This window comes from Planktothrix mougeotii LEGE 06226 (assembly GCF_015207485.1).
Taxonomy (GTDB): Bacteria; Cyanobacteriota; Cyanobacteriia; order Cyanobacteriales; family Microcoleaceae; genus Planktothrix.
Genome location: NZ_JADEWU010000015.1, coordinates 14,332 through 30,562 on the forward strand (window position 1 = coordinate 14,332; position 16,231 = coordinate 30,562).

Below are 16,231 nucleotides of genomic sequence, written 5' to 3' on the forward strand. Positions count from 1 at the left end.
TCTAATTAAGAGGAGGAATTCAATATTTTCTCAGCATCAATAATATGAATATCAACTCCTTTGAGATATTTTAATAATTGCTGAACAGGTGATCCTTTCCAAAACAATTCCCAGCGAGATTTGCGCGTATGTCCGAGAACAACTTGAGTGATATGATATTGTTCAGCAACTTGAGCGATCGCTTCCGAGACATTATAACTTTTCACCCTAAGAAACTCTCCCCCAAACTCTTGAATTAAATCTTGACAAGTTTCTAATAGTAAACTTTCTTCTTTAGTTAAAAAACGTTCTGGATTTTCCACATATAGCCCATATAAACGCGCTTTCATTACATTCGCTAAACGTAATCCTCGCCTTAACAGTTGGGGGGAATTTTGATAAGTAGAAATACAAACTAAAACTCGCTCATGAACATTACAAAATAAAGCTTTTTCAGTCGTTTCTGCTGCGGCTTCAATATTATCAGCAACTTCGCGTAAAGCCAACTCTCGCAATGCCACTAAATGACGACGTTGAAAGAAATTTTGTAACGCTTGTTCAATTTTTTCAGGTGCATATATTTTACCCTCTCTTAACCGTTCTTGTAACGTTTCTGGGGTAACATCAATCACCACAACCTGTGTCGCTTCATCCAAAAGACGGTCGGGAATGCGTTCTCGAACAATAACTCCTGTAATTTTTGCGACTAAATCATTCAAACTTTCTAAGTGTTGAATATTCACGGTTGAATAGACATCAATTCCATGATTAAGAAGAATTTCTACATCTTGATAACGTTTTTCGTGAATAGAACCCGGAACATTTGTATGGGCTAATTCATCCACTAAAACTAATTGAGGTTGACGAGATAAAATCCCATCGGTATCCATTTCCCATAACGTTATCCCTTGATGAAAAACAGATTTTTTAGAAATCATTTCTAAACCGATCGCTTTTTCTGCGGTTTCTTCCCGTCCATGGGTTTCTAATAACCCAATTACAACATCAATTCCTTCTGCTTTTAATTGATGTCCTTCTTCTAACATTCGATAGGTTTTACCGACCCCAGGAGACATCCCAATAAAAATTTTATGTTTTCCTCGATTTCGAGAGGATGTTTGATAATAAGATTCAGGGTCATTTTTTTGAGTTTCAATTTCGCTGCTATCAATCATAGTTAATTGGATAGGTTATCTAAATCTAAATTTAGTTTTAGTACATTAACTCCTGGTTCTCCAAAAATTCCTAAAAATCGATGTTCAGTATTGTTATAAACCAGAGTTTCTACTTGATTAGGATTCAAAGAACGCGCCTTAGCGACTCGTTGAATTTGGGCGTTTGCGGCTTGAATACTAATATGAGGATCTAACCCTGAACCCGATGAATAAACTAAATCCGCCGTTGGAATAATATTATTAGATTGGAGTTGATCAATTCGTTCTGTTACTTTTTTTAACAAATCTGGATTACTGGGTGCTAAATTACTTCCTCCTGAAATTCCCGTTGCTAAACCATCTTTAACTGGACTATAATCAACGCTACTTGGACGGGATAGAAAATAACGATTGGAGGTAAAATTTTGACCGATTAAAGCCGAACCCACAATCTCTCCTTGAGGATTTTTGATCAAACTTCCATTGGCTTGAAAGGGGAAAATTGATTGACCGATTATTAGAATCAAAACCGGGTATAAAATAGCCGTTAAAACCCATAAAACTAGGGTAGTGCGGATGGCGGTTAACAAATCTCTAAACATAGTATAGTTTGAAATTGAAAGTACATTTTTCGAGAATTTGATTGAGTTTTAAAACCGTTCAGGTTGTAAAATTACAGCCAATAAATAGAAAGCAATGGCTATCGTTACTAAAATTAAAACTCCAATCGCCCAAGCTGTTTTGCGAGTTATTTCTTCTCCTGTTGCTGCATAAATAAGGGGAGCAAAGATTAAATTAGAGGACAATAAAAAAAACAAAGAAAGGGGTAAAAGGTTACGTTTGGTTTTGATTAATGAAATTATTTCTTTGACTTCACGGGGTAATATTGAATTAAAATCATCTAATGTTTTCATTTTTTACTCCTATTATTTTAGCTATAAAAACCTGGTTGATTGTTATGTTAAACCAATAATAGCAATTATGCTATCAATCATTTTAATTCCAATAAAGGGTGCTATAATTCCTCCTAATCCATAAATTAAAATGTTTTCTCGAAGTAATTGATTAGCACTAACGGGGCGAAATTTAACTCCTTTTAAGGCTAAAGGAATTAAGGCGGGGATAATTAAAGCATTATAAATTAGGGCGGATAAAATAGCCGATTGACTACTGGCTAATCCCATAATATTTAAACTGCCAATACCTGCCGAGGAAAACATTGCTGGAATAATCGCAAAATACTTAGCAATATCATTCGCAATAGAAAAGGTTGTTAACGCTCCGCGAGTAATCAATAATTGCTTACCAATGGTAACTAAATCAATCAACTTTGTCGGGTCAGAATCTAAGTCTACCATATTCGCAGCTTCCTTTGCAGCTTGGGTTCCAGAATTCATTGCTAACCCGACATTTGCTTGAGCTAAAGCCGGAGCATCATTCGTACCATCCCCCGTCATGGCTACTAATTTACCCTGGGATTGTTCCTGTTGAATCACAGCAATTTTATCCTCTGGGGTGGCTTCTGCAATAAAGTCATCTACCCCCGCTTCTTGAGCGATAACTTCAGCCGTAATCCGATTATCTCCCGTTAACATTACAGTTCTCACTCCCATGCGTCGCAGTTGGTCAAAACGATCTCTAATCCCCGGTTTAATAATATCTTTTAGGTAAATAATTCCATACAATTCATTGTCTTTACAAACGGCTAAAGGTGTACCACCCAAACGAGAAATACGTTGATAAGCGATATCTAAATCAGCCGTTAGTTGACCTCCACGAGACCGAACAAACCCCTTAATTGCATCAACAGATCCTTTTCTAACTTCGCTTTCATTCGGTAAGTTTGTACCACTCATCCGAGTTCTAGCAGAAAACTCAATTCCTTCCGCTAATTCTCGATTAAAATTAACCATCGCCCCCATTTTTTCTGCAAGTCGAACAATCGATTTCCCTTCTGGTGTCTCATCAAAAATACTGGCAGCCAGCGCTACTTCAGCAACAGCTTTTGGACTATGACCATTCACCGGAATAAACTCTTCAGCCAGTCGATTTCCTAACGTAATGGTTCCGGTTTTATCCAAAACTAAAGTATTGATATCTCCACAGGCTTCTACCGCCCGTCCCGATGTCGCAACAACATTAAATTGAGCGACTCGATCCATTCCAGCAATTCCAATAGCACTTAATAAACCGCCAATTGTTGTGGGAATTAACGCCACTAATAGAGAAATTAAAATTACAATACTAACCGGAGTTTGAACATAATTAGCAAGAGGTGAAATTGTAGCAACTACGATTAAAAAAACTTCAGTTAATACGGCTAATAACACCGTTAAGGCAATTTCATTCGGGGTTTTGGTCCGTTCCGCTCCTTCAACTAAAGCAATCATTCGGTCTAAAAATCCTTTTCCCGGTTCTGATGTCACCCGCAAGATTAATTCATCAGAAATAATCCGAGTTCCTCCGGTTACAGAACTAGCAACATCGCTTCCGGGTTCTTTTAAAACCGGGGCAGATTCGCCAGTAATTGCAGATTCATCGACGGAAGCAACTCCCGCAATTACGACCGCATCCACTGGAATCATATCTCCAGCAATAACTTTAATTTGATCTCCTTTTTTTAACGATGTGGAACTAATTTCTGCAAGAGAACCATCGGGTAATAATTTGCGAGCGGTGGTTTCTGCTTTCGTAGAACGTAAGGAATCCGCTTGCGCTTTTCCCCGTCCTTCTGCGACTGCTTCAGCGAAATTTGCAAACAGAAGGGTTAACAATAAAATCACTGTGACGAGGAAATTAAAGAAGCGATTATTTTCTCCTTGAACGGTTCCAAATAAGTTAGGATCGAGAACTAATAAGGCTGTGATTATTGTTCCTAACCAAACGACAAACATCACAGGATTTTTAATCATGTATCGCGGATCGAGTTTGCCAAAAGCATCCCGAAATGCTCGTTGATAAAGTCCTTTAGTATTGACTTTATTTTGCTTTTTTTGTTGTCGTTTATTTAAGCGAGTTTGCATCATAAAATTGAAGGGGTATTTGATGGAAAATAGGTGGATTATTTGAAACTAGCAATTTGAAAGGCTTCCGCCACTGGCCCTAATGCTAAAACAGGTAAGAATGTTAAGGCTCCTAAAATCAAAATCACTCCCGTTGTCACACTGGTAAATAGGAGAGAATTGGTTTTTAATGTGCCCGGAGTTTCGGGAACAGGTTGTTTATTTAACAGGCTTTCTGCTAACAGTAATAACGCCACAATTGGGATATAACGTCCGGCTAAAAGCACAACACTGGTACTAAGATTCCACCAGATAGTATTATCCCCTAATCCTTCAAATCCTGAGCCATTATTGGCAGCGGCTGAAGCATATTCATAAATCACTTGAGAAATGCCATGAAATCCAGGGTTTGAAATCCCTGAAAGTTGAGGATAGGCGAGAGTAATCGCACCCGGAATTAAAATAACAATGGGATGAACCAGTAAGATGACACTGGCGAGAATAATTTCTCGCTTTTCAATTTTTCTCCCTAAAAATTCTGGAGTTCTCCCCACCATTAATCCGGTTAAAAACACTGTTAAAATCAGGAAAATAAATAAGTAGACTGTTCCGGTTCCTTGTCCTCCCCAAACAATTTGTAAAAACAGATTAAATAAGGTAGAAAACCCCCCATTTGGCATAAAAGAATCCAGCATTCCATTCACTGCACCGCACATTGTTCCGGTTGTAGTAACAGCCCAGAATGCTGTTTCTGCCCAACCCAACCGGATTTCTTTTCCTTCTAAATTGGGTGCTTGTTGACCGAGAGAATTATTAACAATTGGGTTTCCTTGAAATTCTCCAAAAGCGGTAATAAGGATGAAGCCGGAATAGATTAAAAATACCATTCCAAAGAGTAACCAGGCTTGTTTTTTGTCTTGGATAAAAATTCCAAAGGTATAAATCAAAGAAGCAGGAATACAAACCATTGCTAAGGTTTCAATTAAGTTAGAAAACCCATTGGGATTTTCATAGGGATGGGCTGAATTTGCTCCAAAAAAACCTCCCCCATTTTCTCCTAATTGTTTAATGATTTCAAAATGAGCAATAGGCCCCCGTGCGATCGCTTGGGTTCCTCCGTCTAAGGGGGTAACAATTTGTGACCCTGCTAAGGTTTCAGGCACACCTAACGCTAATAAAATGATAGCTCCCATTAAAGAAAGAGGTAATAAAATCCGAGTAATAGAACGGGTTAAATCAACATAAAAATTCCCTAATGATCTGCCTGTTAATCCTCGAATAAAAGCGATAGAAACGGCTAAACCTGTCGCAGCCGAAGTAAACATTAAAAATCCCAAGGCGAGTACCTGAGTGGCATAACTAAGGGTGTTTTCACCGGAATAATGCTGTTGATTAGTGTTGGTTAAAAATGAAATGGTTGTATGTAGGGTTAAATCCCAACGCGGAGCATTTAATTGCATGGGATTTAAAGGTAAAACTCCTTGTAAACTGATAATAAAATAGACAAAAACTCCCATAACTAAGTTGATTAAAAGCATAGAACGAGCATATTGCCAACCGGTCATATCCCGTTGAAAACGAACCCCACTCAGGTTATAAATCGTGCGTTCCAAGGGATTAAGTAGGGAGTCAAGAAGGGTCTTTTCCCCTAAGAAAACATCAGCAATATAGGTTCCAAAAATGGGAACAATCGCCACTAATAGTCCTAATGTTAGGGCAATTTGAAAAAATCCTTGCCACATAAATATGATAGAGATTTACATTTGAATTTAATCCTATTATTTTACTTTTTTTCAAAAAAACAATCTAACAAAAAGTATAATTTCGATTAGAAAATGATATAAGCCAAAAATATAATAGATATGTAGCTACTCCTATCTGGACTCATAAACTCCTTGATATAGATGAGTATAACTAGAGATATATTTCATATAATATTTTATCGTAGGGGTTTGGTTTCCAAACCCAGACATAAAGAGGGTTTGGTTTCCAAACCCCTACAGAATTTTTTCACAAATCCTACTCGGATTGCTATAGTTCACTTTCAACGGTGATTTTAAGCTAGATTAAAAAGAGTAATCAATTGAGCAATTAGTTATGATTTTAAAATATACTTTAAAAATTCATTGGTTAATTTTAGGATTCTTTGGGGTGATAATTTTATTAGAATATACGACTCCCGCAGACTATGTTTTTGGTTATCTTTATACGGTTCCAATTTTACTTGCTCACCCCCGTTTAAATCGGATGATTACCCTACAAGTAACTGTAGCTGCTGGTTTATTAACGTTATTCAATTTAGTTTTTCCCCGTGCTGAAATTATCAATTTAGCAACAGTTGCTAATCGAATAATTGCTGTTTTTGCCTTAATTGTTACGGGTTGGTTAAGCGATCGCACTCGTCGCTATGAAGAAGCAATTGCTCAACAACAAGCTCAACTCCAAGCTCATCATAAACTAGCCAGTGTTCGAGAAGATTTTGCGTCTACTTTGACCCATGATTTAAAAACACCGCTTTTAGGGGCAATTGAAACGCTAAAATCCTTTCAAAACAGACAGTTTGGTGACATTAATTCGACTCAAGAAAAAGTTCTCGATATGATGTTGCGTTCTCACCAAAGTAGCTTACAGTTAGTTCAAACTTTATTGGATGTTTATCGGAATGATACGGAGGGATTAAAACTCAATTTAGAACCGATTAATTTAGTTGAAATTGCAGAAGAAGCGATCGCAACTTTAACAGATTTAGCAACAACTCGGCGAATTTATTTAAGTTTAAGTTATCGAGACTCTAATTTTCGGCGATTTCTGTGGGTCAAAGGCGATCAACTGCAACTTCAGCGTGTTTTTAGTAATTTATTAATTAATGGGATTAATCATTCTCCGCGTGGGGGTCGGGTTGAGGTGATATTGGAGTCTGAAACTCATTTTCAAGTGGTGAAAATTTGGGATCAGGGTCTCGGAATAACCCCCGAAGAATTGCCGAATTTGTTTGAGCGATTTTATCAGGGAAATAGCGATCGCCAAGCTCAAGGCTCAGGATTAGGATTATACTTAACTCGACAAATTATTGAAGCCCATGGAGGTATAATTTGGGTAGAAAATAAAATCCCCAATGGAGCGATGTTTTGTTTTCGTCTTCCGGCTTTAGCTCAGGGAGAAATTCAACTGTAAAACTTAAAACTTTTTGAAAAATGTTAGAAAAAATGGAATCAAATTTATTAAGAGTTTTATTAATAGAAGATGATGAATTATTCCGTCTAGGGCTAAATATTCGTTTGCAAAAAGAACCCGATATCAAAATTATTGGCGAAGCTACCGATGGAGAAACAGCCGTTGAATTGACAAATCAATATTTACCAGATGTAGTATTATTAGATATAGGATTACCTGGAATTGGAGGCGTAGAAGCCTGTCGTCAAATCAAACAAAACCACCCTGAAATTCCGATTTTAGTCTTAACTTCTCATTCCCAAAAAAGCCTAATTGAACGATTAATTAAGGCGGGTGCATCCGGGTATTGTTTAAAAGGAATTGAACCTCATTTACTAATTTTAGCCTTACATTCTGTTGCTGCTGGAGCTTCTTGGTGGGATCAAACAGTAACAGCAGAAATTCGGACATTTTTTGAAACGACAGGCTCAGGAGAAACCCAAAATACAGTGATCGCTGATCATGATTTAACTCAAAGGGAACAGGAAATTTTAGCCTTAATTGCTGATGGAAAAACGAATCAAGAAATTGCCAATTTACTTCATATTACATTGGGAACAGTTAGAAGTCATGTTCATGCTATTTTACAAAAGTTAGAAGTGCGAGATCGCACCCAAGCTGCAATTCTAGCGATTCAGAAAGGATTGATTTCTAAACCTTCATGACCCCTAATTTAAGGGTTATAAAATTCAAGTTTTATTAGGTTTAATTCAGTCTATTTTACCGTTATTCAGATTCATCTAAACGCTTTTGCCATTCTGCATCACTTTGATCCAGATTTTTTATTTCCTGTTCTAATAAATCAGTTTCAGTTGTATAAGCTAAATTATCTTGATGAATCACAATTTTTTTAGCAAACTGACCAGCATAATTGAGTTTTTTCTTTAAAATTGAACCCCCCTGAGCTAAAATATTAGCTCTTTTTTCTCGCCTAATATTGCGATTATCAATCTTTTTATTTTTTCCTTGAATCCAAAAATATCGAATCAGAGGAATCGTTAAAAATCCTATACCGTAAATCAATAAAATGGGATAAATAAATTGCACAAACCCTAAAAATCCGGTTAAATATCCAGCAATTTCAGGAGTTTTTAATAAACTTCCCAACATTAATGCGCCAATTAAATTAACCGAACCTAAACCAATTGCTCCTAAAACTTGCCCAGAAGTTGCTAAACTAAAACGCCACTTTCTTTCTTTTAAATAAGCAGGGACAGGCTGAGTTTTGGAGTTTTGCGCTGTAATTTGTAATTCAGGAAAATGATAAATTAATTGTCCTTCTGGACTCACTTCGGGTCGGCCATCAAATCGAGCTAAAATCGGTAACATATAATCTTCATATTCTTGAGCGACTGAACTCCCGATTTCATCTAAATAAGGGGTTATTTGTTCAGCAATAATCGCTCCTTTTTGATTTTTAATAACTGTGCCAATCGTTTGCCATCTGCGTTCTTCTAAATTATAATTCGGATTTCCATCTCCAAACATAAAGGAAAAAATAGCTTCCAAAAAATTCATCTTTTTTTTGTCACTGTTCTTAGTTTCATACCGTTGATAATTGTTATTATCCCAAGAAACAAACCACCACCAATCAGGAATGAACCAACTGATAGGAAAATAACCTCCTACACTACTATCATTTCCGCCTGAACTATCGTTATCCTGACTAGAATTAATTGCAATTAAAATAACAATAATAGCAACAACAATCAGAAGAATTGATGCAATCAAAATAATTCCAAAAGAAATCCGAATCAGGTAAAATAAAACTTTCCAGATTTTTTCCCACCCATCTTGTAATTTTAACCGCCAATATTTATTCCGCAGAATAGCCCGAAAATTTTGGGGAAATGCAAAGGCTATATCTCCCGACTCAGCAACTTGTAAATGACCTCCGGCTTCCGATGCTAGAGCTAAAAGTTCTCGTTGGGCGATATTAACATCAATTCCCGCTTGAGTGGCTACATCGCCACTGGTAACACGATGCCCTAGTTTTTCAACGGCATTGATGATGCTAGGATTAAGAGTCATTGGTTTTTCCTACTCAACACTCATCCAATTTGATCAGAGGTGATTTTCTTTGGATAATTCTATTATTACTGTTTTTTTGAAAATTGGGTTACTGTTGTTATAGTAAACTTAAGACAGAAGTAAATAATCGGAAGGTTGTGAAAAAATGTTAACGTTAGAAACCTTGTTTGATGAAGAATTCTATCTTGCCCAATATCCTGATGTTGCTCAAACAATTGAAAGTGGAGAATTTGATACAGCTTTTGATCATTTTATTGAGATAGGTCAAGAATCAGGTTATGAACCTAATGCTATCTTTGATAGTCAATATTATCAGGACACAAACCCTGATTTATCTGCTCAAATAGAAGAAGGATTTCTGACACCTGTTGAACATTTTATTAATTATGGTCAGTTTGAATTGCGTTCTCCGAATCCCTTCTTTGATCCATTCTATTATTTAGAACAATATTCCGATGTCAAAGGTGCTTTCCTGAGAGCAGAAATTAATCCCTTTGAACATTTTTTTCTGTTTGGACAATATGAAGGGCGAAATCCGAGTTTAGCTTTTGATACTAACTTTTATCAAACTCGATATCCTGAAATTATATCAGAATTAGAATCAGGACTATATAACACCTTATTTGAACATTTTTGGCAGCAAGGGTTAGCCGACGGAAGATTAGGAACACCTCCAGCTTTAAAAGATGATCTCACTCAAGCCGTTGATCTTGATATTTTGTTAGGTAATCAAACAATTATTGGTTTAGTTACTGATGCCGACCCGGTTGATATTTATCAATTTATTATTCCTAATTTTAAGAGTGATTTTAGTGCGATTATGAATCAAATGAAGGCTAATTTAGATTTAGATTTAATTCAAGATCTGAATGGAAATCAAGCCGTTCAAAGTAATGAAATTATTGCGAGTTCTGCGAATTTAGGTTTAACCCCAGAATCGATTCAAATTGAGCAATTACCCAGTGGAACCTATTTTCTACGAGTTTCTTCAGTAGAAGGAAACACAAATTATCTCCTAAATTTATCAGCAACTCCTGTTTAGTTAATGAAAAAAGGTGGGCGAACCCACCCCACAGTTTAATTAAATTCCCTTGGGTTTATAGTTATGCCAATCTGTTGCTTTTTCATAGGCGTGAGCAACTTCTAATAATCGAGATTCCCCTAACGGTTTGCCAATTAATTGCATTCCAATGGGTAATCCTTGATCATCAAAACCACAGGGAACACTAATTCCGGGTAAACCCGCTAAATTCACGGGAATTGTCATTAAATCCGATAGATACATACTCAACGGGTCAGCCGTTTTTTCACCTGCTTTAAAAGCCGTTGAAGGTGCTGTCGGACAAACTAACACTTCCACCTGACTAAAGGCGCGATCAAAATCTTCCTTAATTAAGGTTCTCACCTTTTGCGCTTTCAAATAATAAGCATCATAATATCCCGCCGATAAAACATAGGTTCCCACCATAATCCGGCGTTTAACTTCCGCCCCAAATCCTTGCGCCCGGGTTTGCTGATACATTTCAATTAAATTCTCTGCATCAGGATGACGGAACCCATATTTCACCCCATCATAACGAGCTAAATTCGCAGAAGCTTCCGAAGGAGCAATCACATAATAAGTCGGTAAACCATACCGGAATCGAGGACAAGAAACAATCTGAATTTCTGCTCCTAATTCCTGTAAAACACTAATCGCTTTCGTTACCGTTTTTTCAACAATCGGATCTAATCCTTCCCCAAAAGTTTCTTTAATCACCCCAATTTTAATTCCGCTTCTAGCTCTTAAGGTCGGTCTAAGGGCGGAAACATAATCAGGAACAGGAAGGTTTAAACTGGTGGCATCTTTCGGGTCATGACCGGCGATCGCTTGTAATAAAATAGCAACATCTTCTACACACCGTCCAAAGGGCCCAATTTGATCCAAAGAAGACGCATAAGCCACTAACCCATACCGGGAAACGAGCCCATAGGTCGGTTTCAGCCCCACAACCCCACAGAAGGAAGCCGGTTGACGAATGGAACCCCCCGTATCAGAACCCAAGGAAACCACCGCTTCTTCGGCTGCAACGGCTGCGGCTGACCCTCCCGAAGACCCCCCCGGAACTCGTTCGAGATCCCAAGGATTAGCGGTCAGTTGATAAGCTGAGTTTTCCGTAGAACTCCCCATGGCAAACTCATCGAGGTTGGTTTTTCCCACCATTACAGCCCCAGCCGCAGCGAGTTTCTGGGTGACAGTGGATTCATAGGGAGGGATAAAATTCTCTAAAATTTTGGAACCACAGGTTGTCCGAATTCCCTCAGTACACATATTGTCCTTAATCGCGATGGGAATACCAGCTAATAGACCAATTTCTTCCCCCGCCGCAATTTTGGCATCCACTTGACGCGCCTGTTCCAAGGCTCGATCTGCCGTTACACAAAGAAAACTCTTTAATTTAGGTTCGAGTTGTGCAATCCGATCCAATGCCTCCTGGGTGATCTCAACGGCGGAGCGTTCTTTCTTGATCAGTTGTCGGTGCAACTTACGGATGGATGCCATACTCTACTTTTCCTCTTGTTCTTAAATACCCATATCTGAGTTTACCAGAGGAAGGGGAGGTCTGTGGAACAGGCATCTTGCCTGTTAACTCCTATTAACTCCTCCGGTTAACTTGTTAACTGCGGTGTGTCGGATAAAAATTCTCTGTTCGATCCGGAAAAGCATAAAAAGTTGGGATAGATTAACCAACTTTCCTGATGCTATATCGGAGGAATGCCACCTAAAGCTCACTTAGAACCCCATCTGACGCTCGAAGACCTAAAAGTTCGTTATCGTCAAGCACGAGATACAACTGAGGCTCGTCGATGGCACCTGCTTCACCTTGTGGGGGGGGGTTGGACAATCAAACAAGCGGCGGATATTGTGGGGTTAAATTACGATTACGCCAAAGAAATTATCCGGCGCTACAACCATGAGGGGCCAAGTTCCATCAAGAACCGCAGCCGAGAACGCCAACCCCCAATGGCAAAATCTCTACTGACTTCAGGACAACAACAAGAATTGATGGAAGCGTTGCAAGGGCCAGCACCCGATGGAGGCTCTTGGTCTGGGCCAAAAGTAGCAGAATGGATTGCTCATAAAACAGGTCGTGATCACGTTTGGCCGCAAAGAGGTTGGGATTATCTCAAACGCTTAGGAGTGAATTGGAGGAAGCAAACAACCCTGAATGATCGGGACTAAAGCCTGGAATATCAGTTTTTTAAGGCTAATATTTTTGGCTTGTAATCTTTTATATTTTTGTATCCGTGATTCGGAATAAAACGAATATGAAAAACTCAATTTTTCTCAAAAGTTTACAGATGAGCGCGATGGCTTTTAGCACTTTTTTCGCGTTAACTTCTGTGAGTCAAGGACGAGAGTTATCTCCGAATAGTTCCTGCGATTTTGGAAATTGGAGTCGTTGTCAACAAAATCAAGTTGAAATCCCTAATTATCAGTATGCTGATCGGGTTAGACAACAGTTTTATTGTGGGGTAAGTTCTGATGGAATTCCGACAACTTTTGTTAAGAATTCACGGGGCACTTTTCCGGTTATCCGGTGGGTTTCTCGAATTTTTGATGATGCGGGTTATGTTCCTGAAACTCGCTGTCGTCAAGTGTCTTCAAAATTCCAACAATTTTATGAACGAGGCTTATTAAATTATGTGACTACAGGACGGGTGAATCAACAGCCTGTTATCTGTGTTTCTAATAGTCAAGAAGGGCCTTGCTTGGGTGTTTTATTTACGTTGAAACCGGAACAAAATGCCAATCGTACATTACAACAGTTATTTGATCTTCGAGCCAATGCAAGTGCTGGCCCCCTAGAGGAAAGTAAGGGTCGATTTTATTTGGATCTTAATCAATATATTGAGGATAAAGGTAGTGTTTCGGCATCGGATTCAGTTCGATTAGATGAACAGCATTGAACAAAAAAGCGATTGATTTTGAGTTCAATTATCATGGTTTATCCTTCTGGAATTCCTCGAAAACTTAAAATAATAACGGGTATTGGCAGTTGTTTAATCACGCTACCAATACTTATTTTTTCTGATGTTTTTTTAACTTCTTCTACTTTAGAGGTTCGAGATCATCCTTCAACTCTGTTTTCAGTTAAATCGAATTGTTGGGATATTTATTGTCAAGTTTGTTCTCCTAACGAACTTCAACGAATTGCTCAAAAAATTACTGTTAAAATTTTATCTGGTTCCGCTTGGGGGTCAGGTATTTTAGTCAAAAAACAGGGAAATATTTACACTGTTCTAACCAATCAACATATTTTAAACCCCAGTGACCCACCCTATTCAATTCAAACGCCTGATGGTAAAATTTATTCCAGTTATCCCATTTCTAATGGAAAGTTTTCGGGTCAGGATTTAGCTTTATTACAGTTTGAAAGCCAGACTCAGATTTATGCGATCGCAAATTTACAACTCTCTCCTGCAATTCAACCGGGAGACAAGGTATTTGGGGCGGGTTTTCCCTGGTTAGAAGTATCTAATCATCCAAATGCTATAGAGATTAAAAATCATACCCCAATTTCAAAAACTCAGTCTGAATTATCACTATTATCAAAACCTTTCCCTTCTAAATTTTCTCAACTCAATGAACCTGAATTTTTACCTAAATTAGGACTGCATTTAACACGAGGTCGGGTTTCTCTAATCTCGGAAAAAGCAATCCAACAAGGGTATACTATTGGTTATACGAATCCCATTCAAAAAGGCATGAGTGGGGGGCCATTATTGAATTCCCAAGGTAAAGTAATTGGAATTAATGGAATGCACGCCTATCCCCTTTGGGGAGATCCTTACATTTATCAAGATGGTTCTTTACCGACTCCTGAAATCCGCGAAAAAATGGTTCAATTAGCCTTTGCAATTCCTATTAAATCGGTGATCGCATCTATTCCCGAATTAAATCAGTCTTCGGTTTCAGTGGAATTATTTTTATCAAATTCTCTATTAGATCAACATTTTTCTATATTCATTTATCCCTTAAATCATCTTAATTTTGATAATTTAAAAGTTAATTTTACTTGTAATAGTTTTTAGGATGGATAGAGCAGATGAGATCATCTATATACTATTTATTCAAAAAACGTTGACACCAATCTCGAATATTATTTAACCATAATTTAGGATGATCTTGAGGTTTATAGTTGGTTTTAAACATAGAAACAATTAAAGGAAAACCACCGACTTTAACAACCATTAAAACATGAAGTAAAATGGAAAATAGAATGATCACCCAAGCGATTAAATGAACAAAATACCACAGGTGATTAAATTCTCCATTAGGGAGCCAATTTTCTTGCTGAAATTTTCCTGAAATAACCGAGAATGCGGCTGCAATTAACGCTAGGGTATTACTCAGGCGAAGAAGGGTATACCACCACACAGGTTTATTGATTTGTGTTAAGGTTTGTAGGGTATTTCCTTGAATTAAGCGTTTTCTTTCTGCAATTAAACTATAGACAGCAAAAATAATATAGACAAACAAAAGGAAAAATCCAAAGGTTCCATGAATATCAATTAAGTTGCGGTTTTCTTGGGTTAATCCTAGGCCTCCAAAACGACGATCATAACTGTCATAAACTAGAAATCCAGTGACTAAAGCACCTAAAATTAAAAACGCATTTAAAGCGTGAGAAAGTCTTAAAAAGAGAGGTTGGTAAGGTTGTGATTGAGCCATTATTCAACAATTGTTTAGGAGGATTTGAGATAAATTATGAATCAATAATGAATCATAGTTTTACCCGAAAAAGCTGTTATGTATTATAAACACTTTTACTTTTAAATTTCAATCTCAGGGAGTTTTCTGATCAGACCCAAAGGCTATTTTCAGACTAGGGGCTGGAACTCTATCAGGACTAACACAAACCTTCTTCGTGCTATTCAGTCCTAAGCTGGGTTAGAGACTCCGAGTCAAGAAAAGCATCTGAAAGATTGTAGCCTGAACCCAATAATTGATAATTTTTATCAAAAAGCATCTTTCAAAAAAAGGTGTAACCCTTAATATATGCTTGGATTTGCCTTTTAAATCAAGTTCTATTCTAAATTAATGCCCAGAATTAATTAAAATTATTTCTAATAAATGATTGAATCATTTTTTTTGTTAAACTAGATTAATATAAAAAAATATTACCCTTTGATTCATTCCAGTAAAATACAAGTTATTTTTAAGCGAATCAACTTTTGTAGAAGGTGAGAATCTTTGGTTGAGCAATTTCATAATTTATCTGCGAATCAAGTAGTAATCTCTTTGAGTCTGGAGCGAGAACTGTGGCTGAGTTTCCAAGCCCGATGTCAAGAGCGGGGAAAAACAATCACAGAAGTCTTAAGCACATTGATTCATCAATATTTAGAAGCAAATTCTGTTCAAAACTCCCAATCTCTTCTAAATTTAGAAGGGTTAATCATTCAATATGTACGGGTACAAATTGAATCTCATTTTGAACAATATCTCAAAACTCAAATTATTGATCTGATAGAATCCTCAATTAATGAATATTTACAAAATGACTTAGAACAGGCGATTAACCCTGTCATTGAACCTTCTTCTAGGGAGGAAGTTAAGACCACTGAATTTCAACCCGGAGAAACTGATTTAAAAACAGCAAAAGAGTTAGGAAAAATTTTAGGAGTCTCCGCACCTTATATTACAACCTTAAATCGAATTGGAGAATTGAAGCAGTGGGGATGGGAAGATTCAGGACAACGACGGGGAAAAACGATTCTTTATCGACCCATTAATCTGCCAAAATAAATATCTAACCAGCCATATTTATTGTATAGTAGATTATGAGTCTGCTTACAATTTCACTACTA

General features: G+C 37.4%; 15 protein-coding genes. 7 read left to right on the forward strand and 8 right to left on the reverse strand.

The genetic code is table 11. The features are described from left to right. Nucleotides 1-5 precede the first annotated feature (5 nt). The 5 genes from IQ236_RS08865 to kdpA are packed head-to-tail and all read right to left on the reverse strand — an operon-like array spanning nt 6 to nt 5,877. Complete coding sequence (locus tag IQ236_RS08865) at nt 6-1,154, reverse strand: sensor histidine kinase KdpD (RefSeq protein WP_193868929.1); 1,149 nt, start codon at nt 1,152-1,154, stop codon at nt 6-8. Nucleotides 1,155-1,156: 2 nt separating this feature from the next. Continuing rightward, nucleotides 1,157-1,735: a K(+)-transporting ATPase subunit C gene (gene kdpC, locus IQ236_RS08870; protein WP_193868930.1), complete on the reverse strand. Its 579-nt coding sequence runs from the start codon at nt 1,733-1,735 to the stop codon at nt 1,157-1,159. A gap of 48 nt (nt 1,736-1,783) precedes the next feature. Continuing rightward, nucleotides 1,784-2,047, reverse strand: coding sequence for a potassium-transporting ATPase subunit F (locus IQ236_RS08875; protein WP_193868931.1), 264 nt, complete (start codon nt 2,045-2,047; stop codon nt 1,784-1,786). Between the two features lie 42 nt (nt 2,048-2,089). Continuing rightward, on the reverse strand, nt 2,090-4,156 hold the full coding sequence (kdpB, locus tag IQ236_RS08880; RefSeq protein ID WP_407676147.1) for a potassium-transporting ATPase subunit KdpB: 2,067 nt from the start codon (nt 4,154-4,156) through the stop codon (nt 2,090-2,092). Between the two features lie 38 nt (nt 4,157-4,194). Beyond that, complete coding sequence (gene kdpA, locus IQ236_RS08885) at nt 4,195-5,877, reverse strand: potassium-transporting ATPase subunit KdpA (RefSeq protein WP_193868933.1); 1,683 nt, start codon at nt 5,875-5,877, stop codon at nt 4,195-4,197. A 355-nt stretch (nt 5,878-6,232) separates the two neighbouring features. Between kdpA and IQ236_RS08890 the strand changes: the two genes are divergently transcribed. Both IQ236_RS08890 and IQ236_RS08895 read left to right on the forward strand, forming a co-directional pair. After that, on the forward strand, nt 6,233-7,309 hold the full coding sequence (locus IQ236_RS08890; protein ID WP_193868934.1) for a sensor histidine kinase: 1,077 nt from the start codon (nt 6,233-6,235) through the stop codon (nt 7,307-7,309). A gap of 32 nt (nt 7,310-7,341) precedes the next feature. Beyond that, the gene (locus IQ236_RS08895; RefSeq protein WP_193868987.1) at nt 7,342-8,013 is read left to right on the forward strand and encodes a response regulator; all 672 of its coding nucleotides are present in this window, start codon (nt 7,342-7,344) and stop codon (nt 8,011-8,013) included. A 61-nt stretch (nt 8,014-8,074) separates the two neighbouring features. On the opposite strand, the gene IQ236_RS08900 is transcribed toward IQ236_RS08895, so the two are convergent. Continuing rightward, complete coding sequence (locus IQ236_RS08900) at nt 8,075-9,379, reverse strand: hypothetical protein (RefSeq protein ID WP_193868935.1); 1,305 nt, start codon at nt 9,377-9,379, stop codon at nt 8,075-8,077. Nucleotides 9,380-9,524: 145 nt separating this feature from the next. Here IQ236_RS08900 and IQ236_RS08905 point away from each other — a divergent pair, with 145 nt between their 5' ends. Then, the gene (locus IQ236_RS08905; protein ID WP_193868936.1) at nt 9,525-10,421 is read left to right on the forward strand and encodes a T9SS type A sorting domain-containing protein; all 897 of its coding nucleotides are present in this window, start codon (nt 9,525-9,527) and stop codon (nt 10,419-10,421) included. Between the two features lie 39 nt (nt 10,422-10,460). Here IQ236_RS08905 and gatA read toward each other — a convergent pair whose 3' ends face one another. Next, nucleotides 10,461-11,921, reverse strand: coding sequence for an Asp-tRNA(Asn)/Glu-tRNA(Gln) amidotransferase subunit GatA (gene gatA / locus IQ236_RS08910; protein ID WP_190515492.1), 1,461 nt, complete (start codon nt 11,919-11,921; stop codon nt 10,461-10,463). 213 nt (nt 11,922-12,134) lie between these two features. On the opposite strand from gatA, the gene IQ236_RS08915 reads away from it, so the two are divergent. From IQ236_RS08915 to IQ236_RS08925, 3 genes are all read left to right on the forward strand, one after another. Continuing rightward, entirely contained in the window at nt 12,135-12,602 is a 468-nt protein-coding gene (locus IQ236_RS08915; protein WP_193868937.1) for a helix-turn-helix domain-containing protein, read from the forward strand. Between the two features lie 86 nt (nt 12,603-12,688). After that, nucleotides 12,689-13,330 carry a COP23 domain-containing protein gene (locus IQ236_RS08920; protein ID WP_228041505.1) on the forward strand — a complete coding sequence of 214 codons (642 nt, stop codon included), beginning with the start codon at nt 12,689-12,691 and terminating at the stop codon, nt 13,328-13,330. A 33-nt stretch (nt 13,331-13,363) separates the two neighbouring features. Beyond that, nucleotides 13,364-14,455 (forward strand): S1 family peptidase, encoded by a 1,092-nt coding sequence (locus tag IQ236_RS08925; protein ID WP_193868938.1) that lies wholly within the window; start codon nt 13,364-13,366, stop codon nt 14,453-14,455. 31 nt (nt 14,456-14,486) lie between these two features. On the opposite strand, the gene IQ236_RS08930 is transcribed toward IQ236_RS08925, so the two are convergent. Continuing rightward, on the reverse strand, nt 14,487-15,095 hold the full coding sequence (locus IQ236_RS08930; protein WP_193868939.1) for a cytochrome b/b6 domain-containing protein: 609 nt from the start codon (nt 15,093-15,095) through the stop codon (nt 14,487-14,489). A gap of 522 nt (nt 15,096-15,617) precedes the next feature. Here IQ236_RS08930 and IQ236_RS08935 point away from each other — a divergent pair. Next, nucleotides 15,618-16,169 (forward strand): hypothetical protein, encoded by a 552-nt coding sequence (locus tag IQ236_RS08935; protein ID WP_193868940.1) that lies wholly within the window; start codon nt 15,618-15,620, stop codon nt 16,167-16,169. The last annotated feature ends 62 nt before the right edge of the window (nt 16,170-16,231 follow it).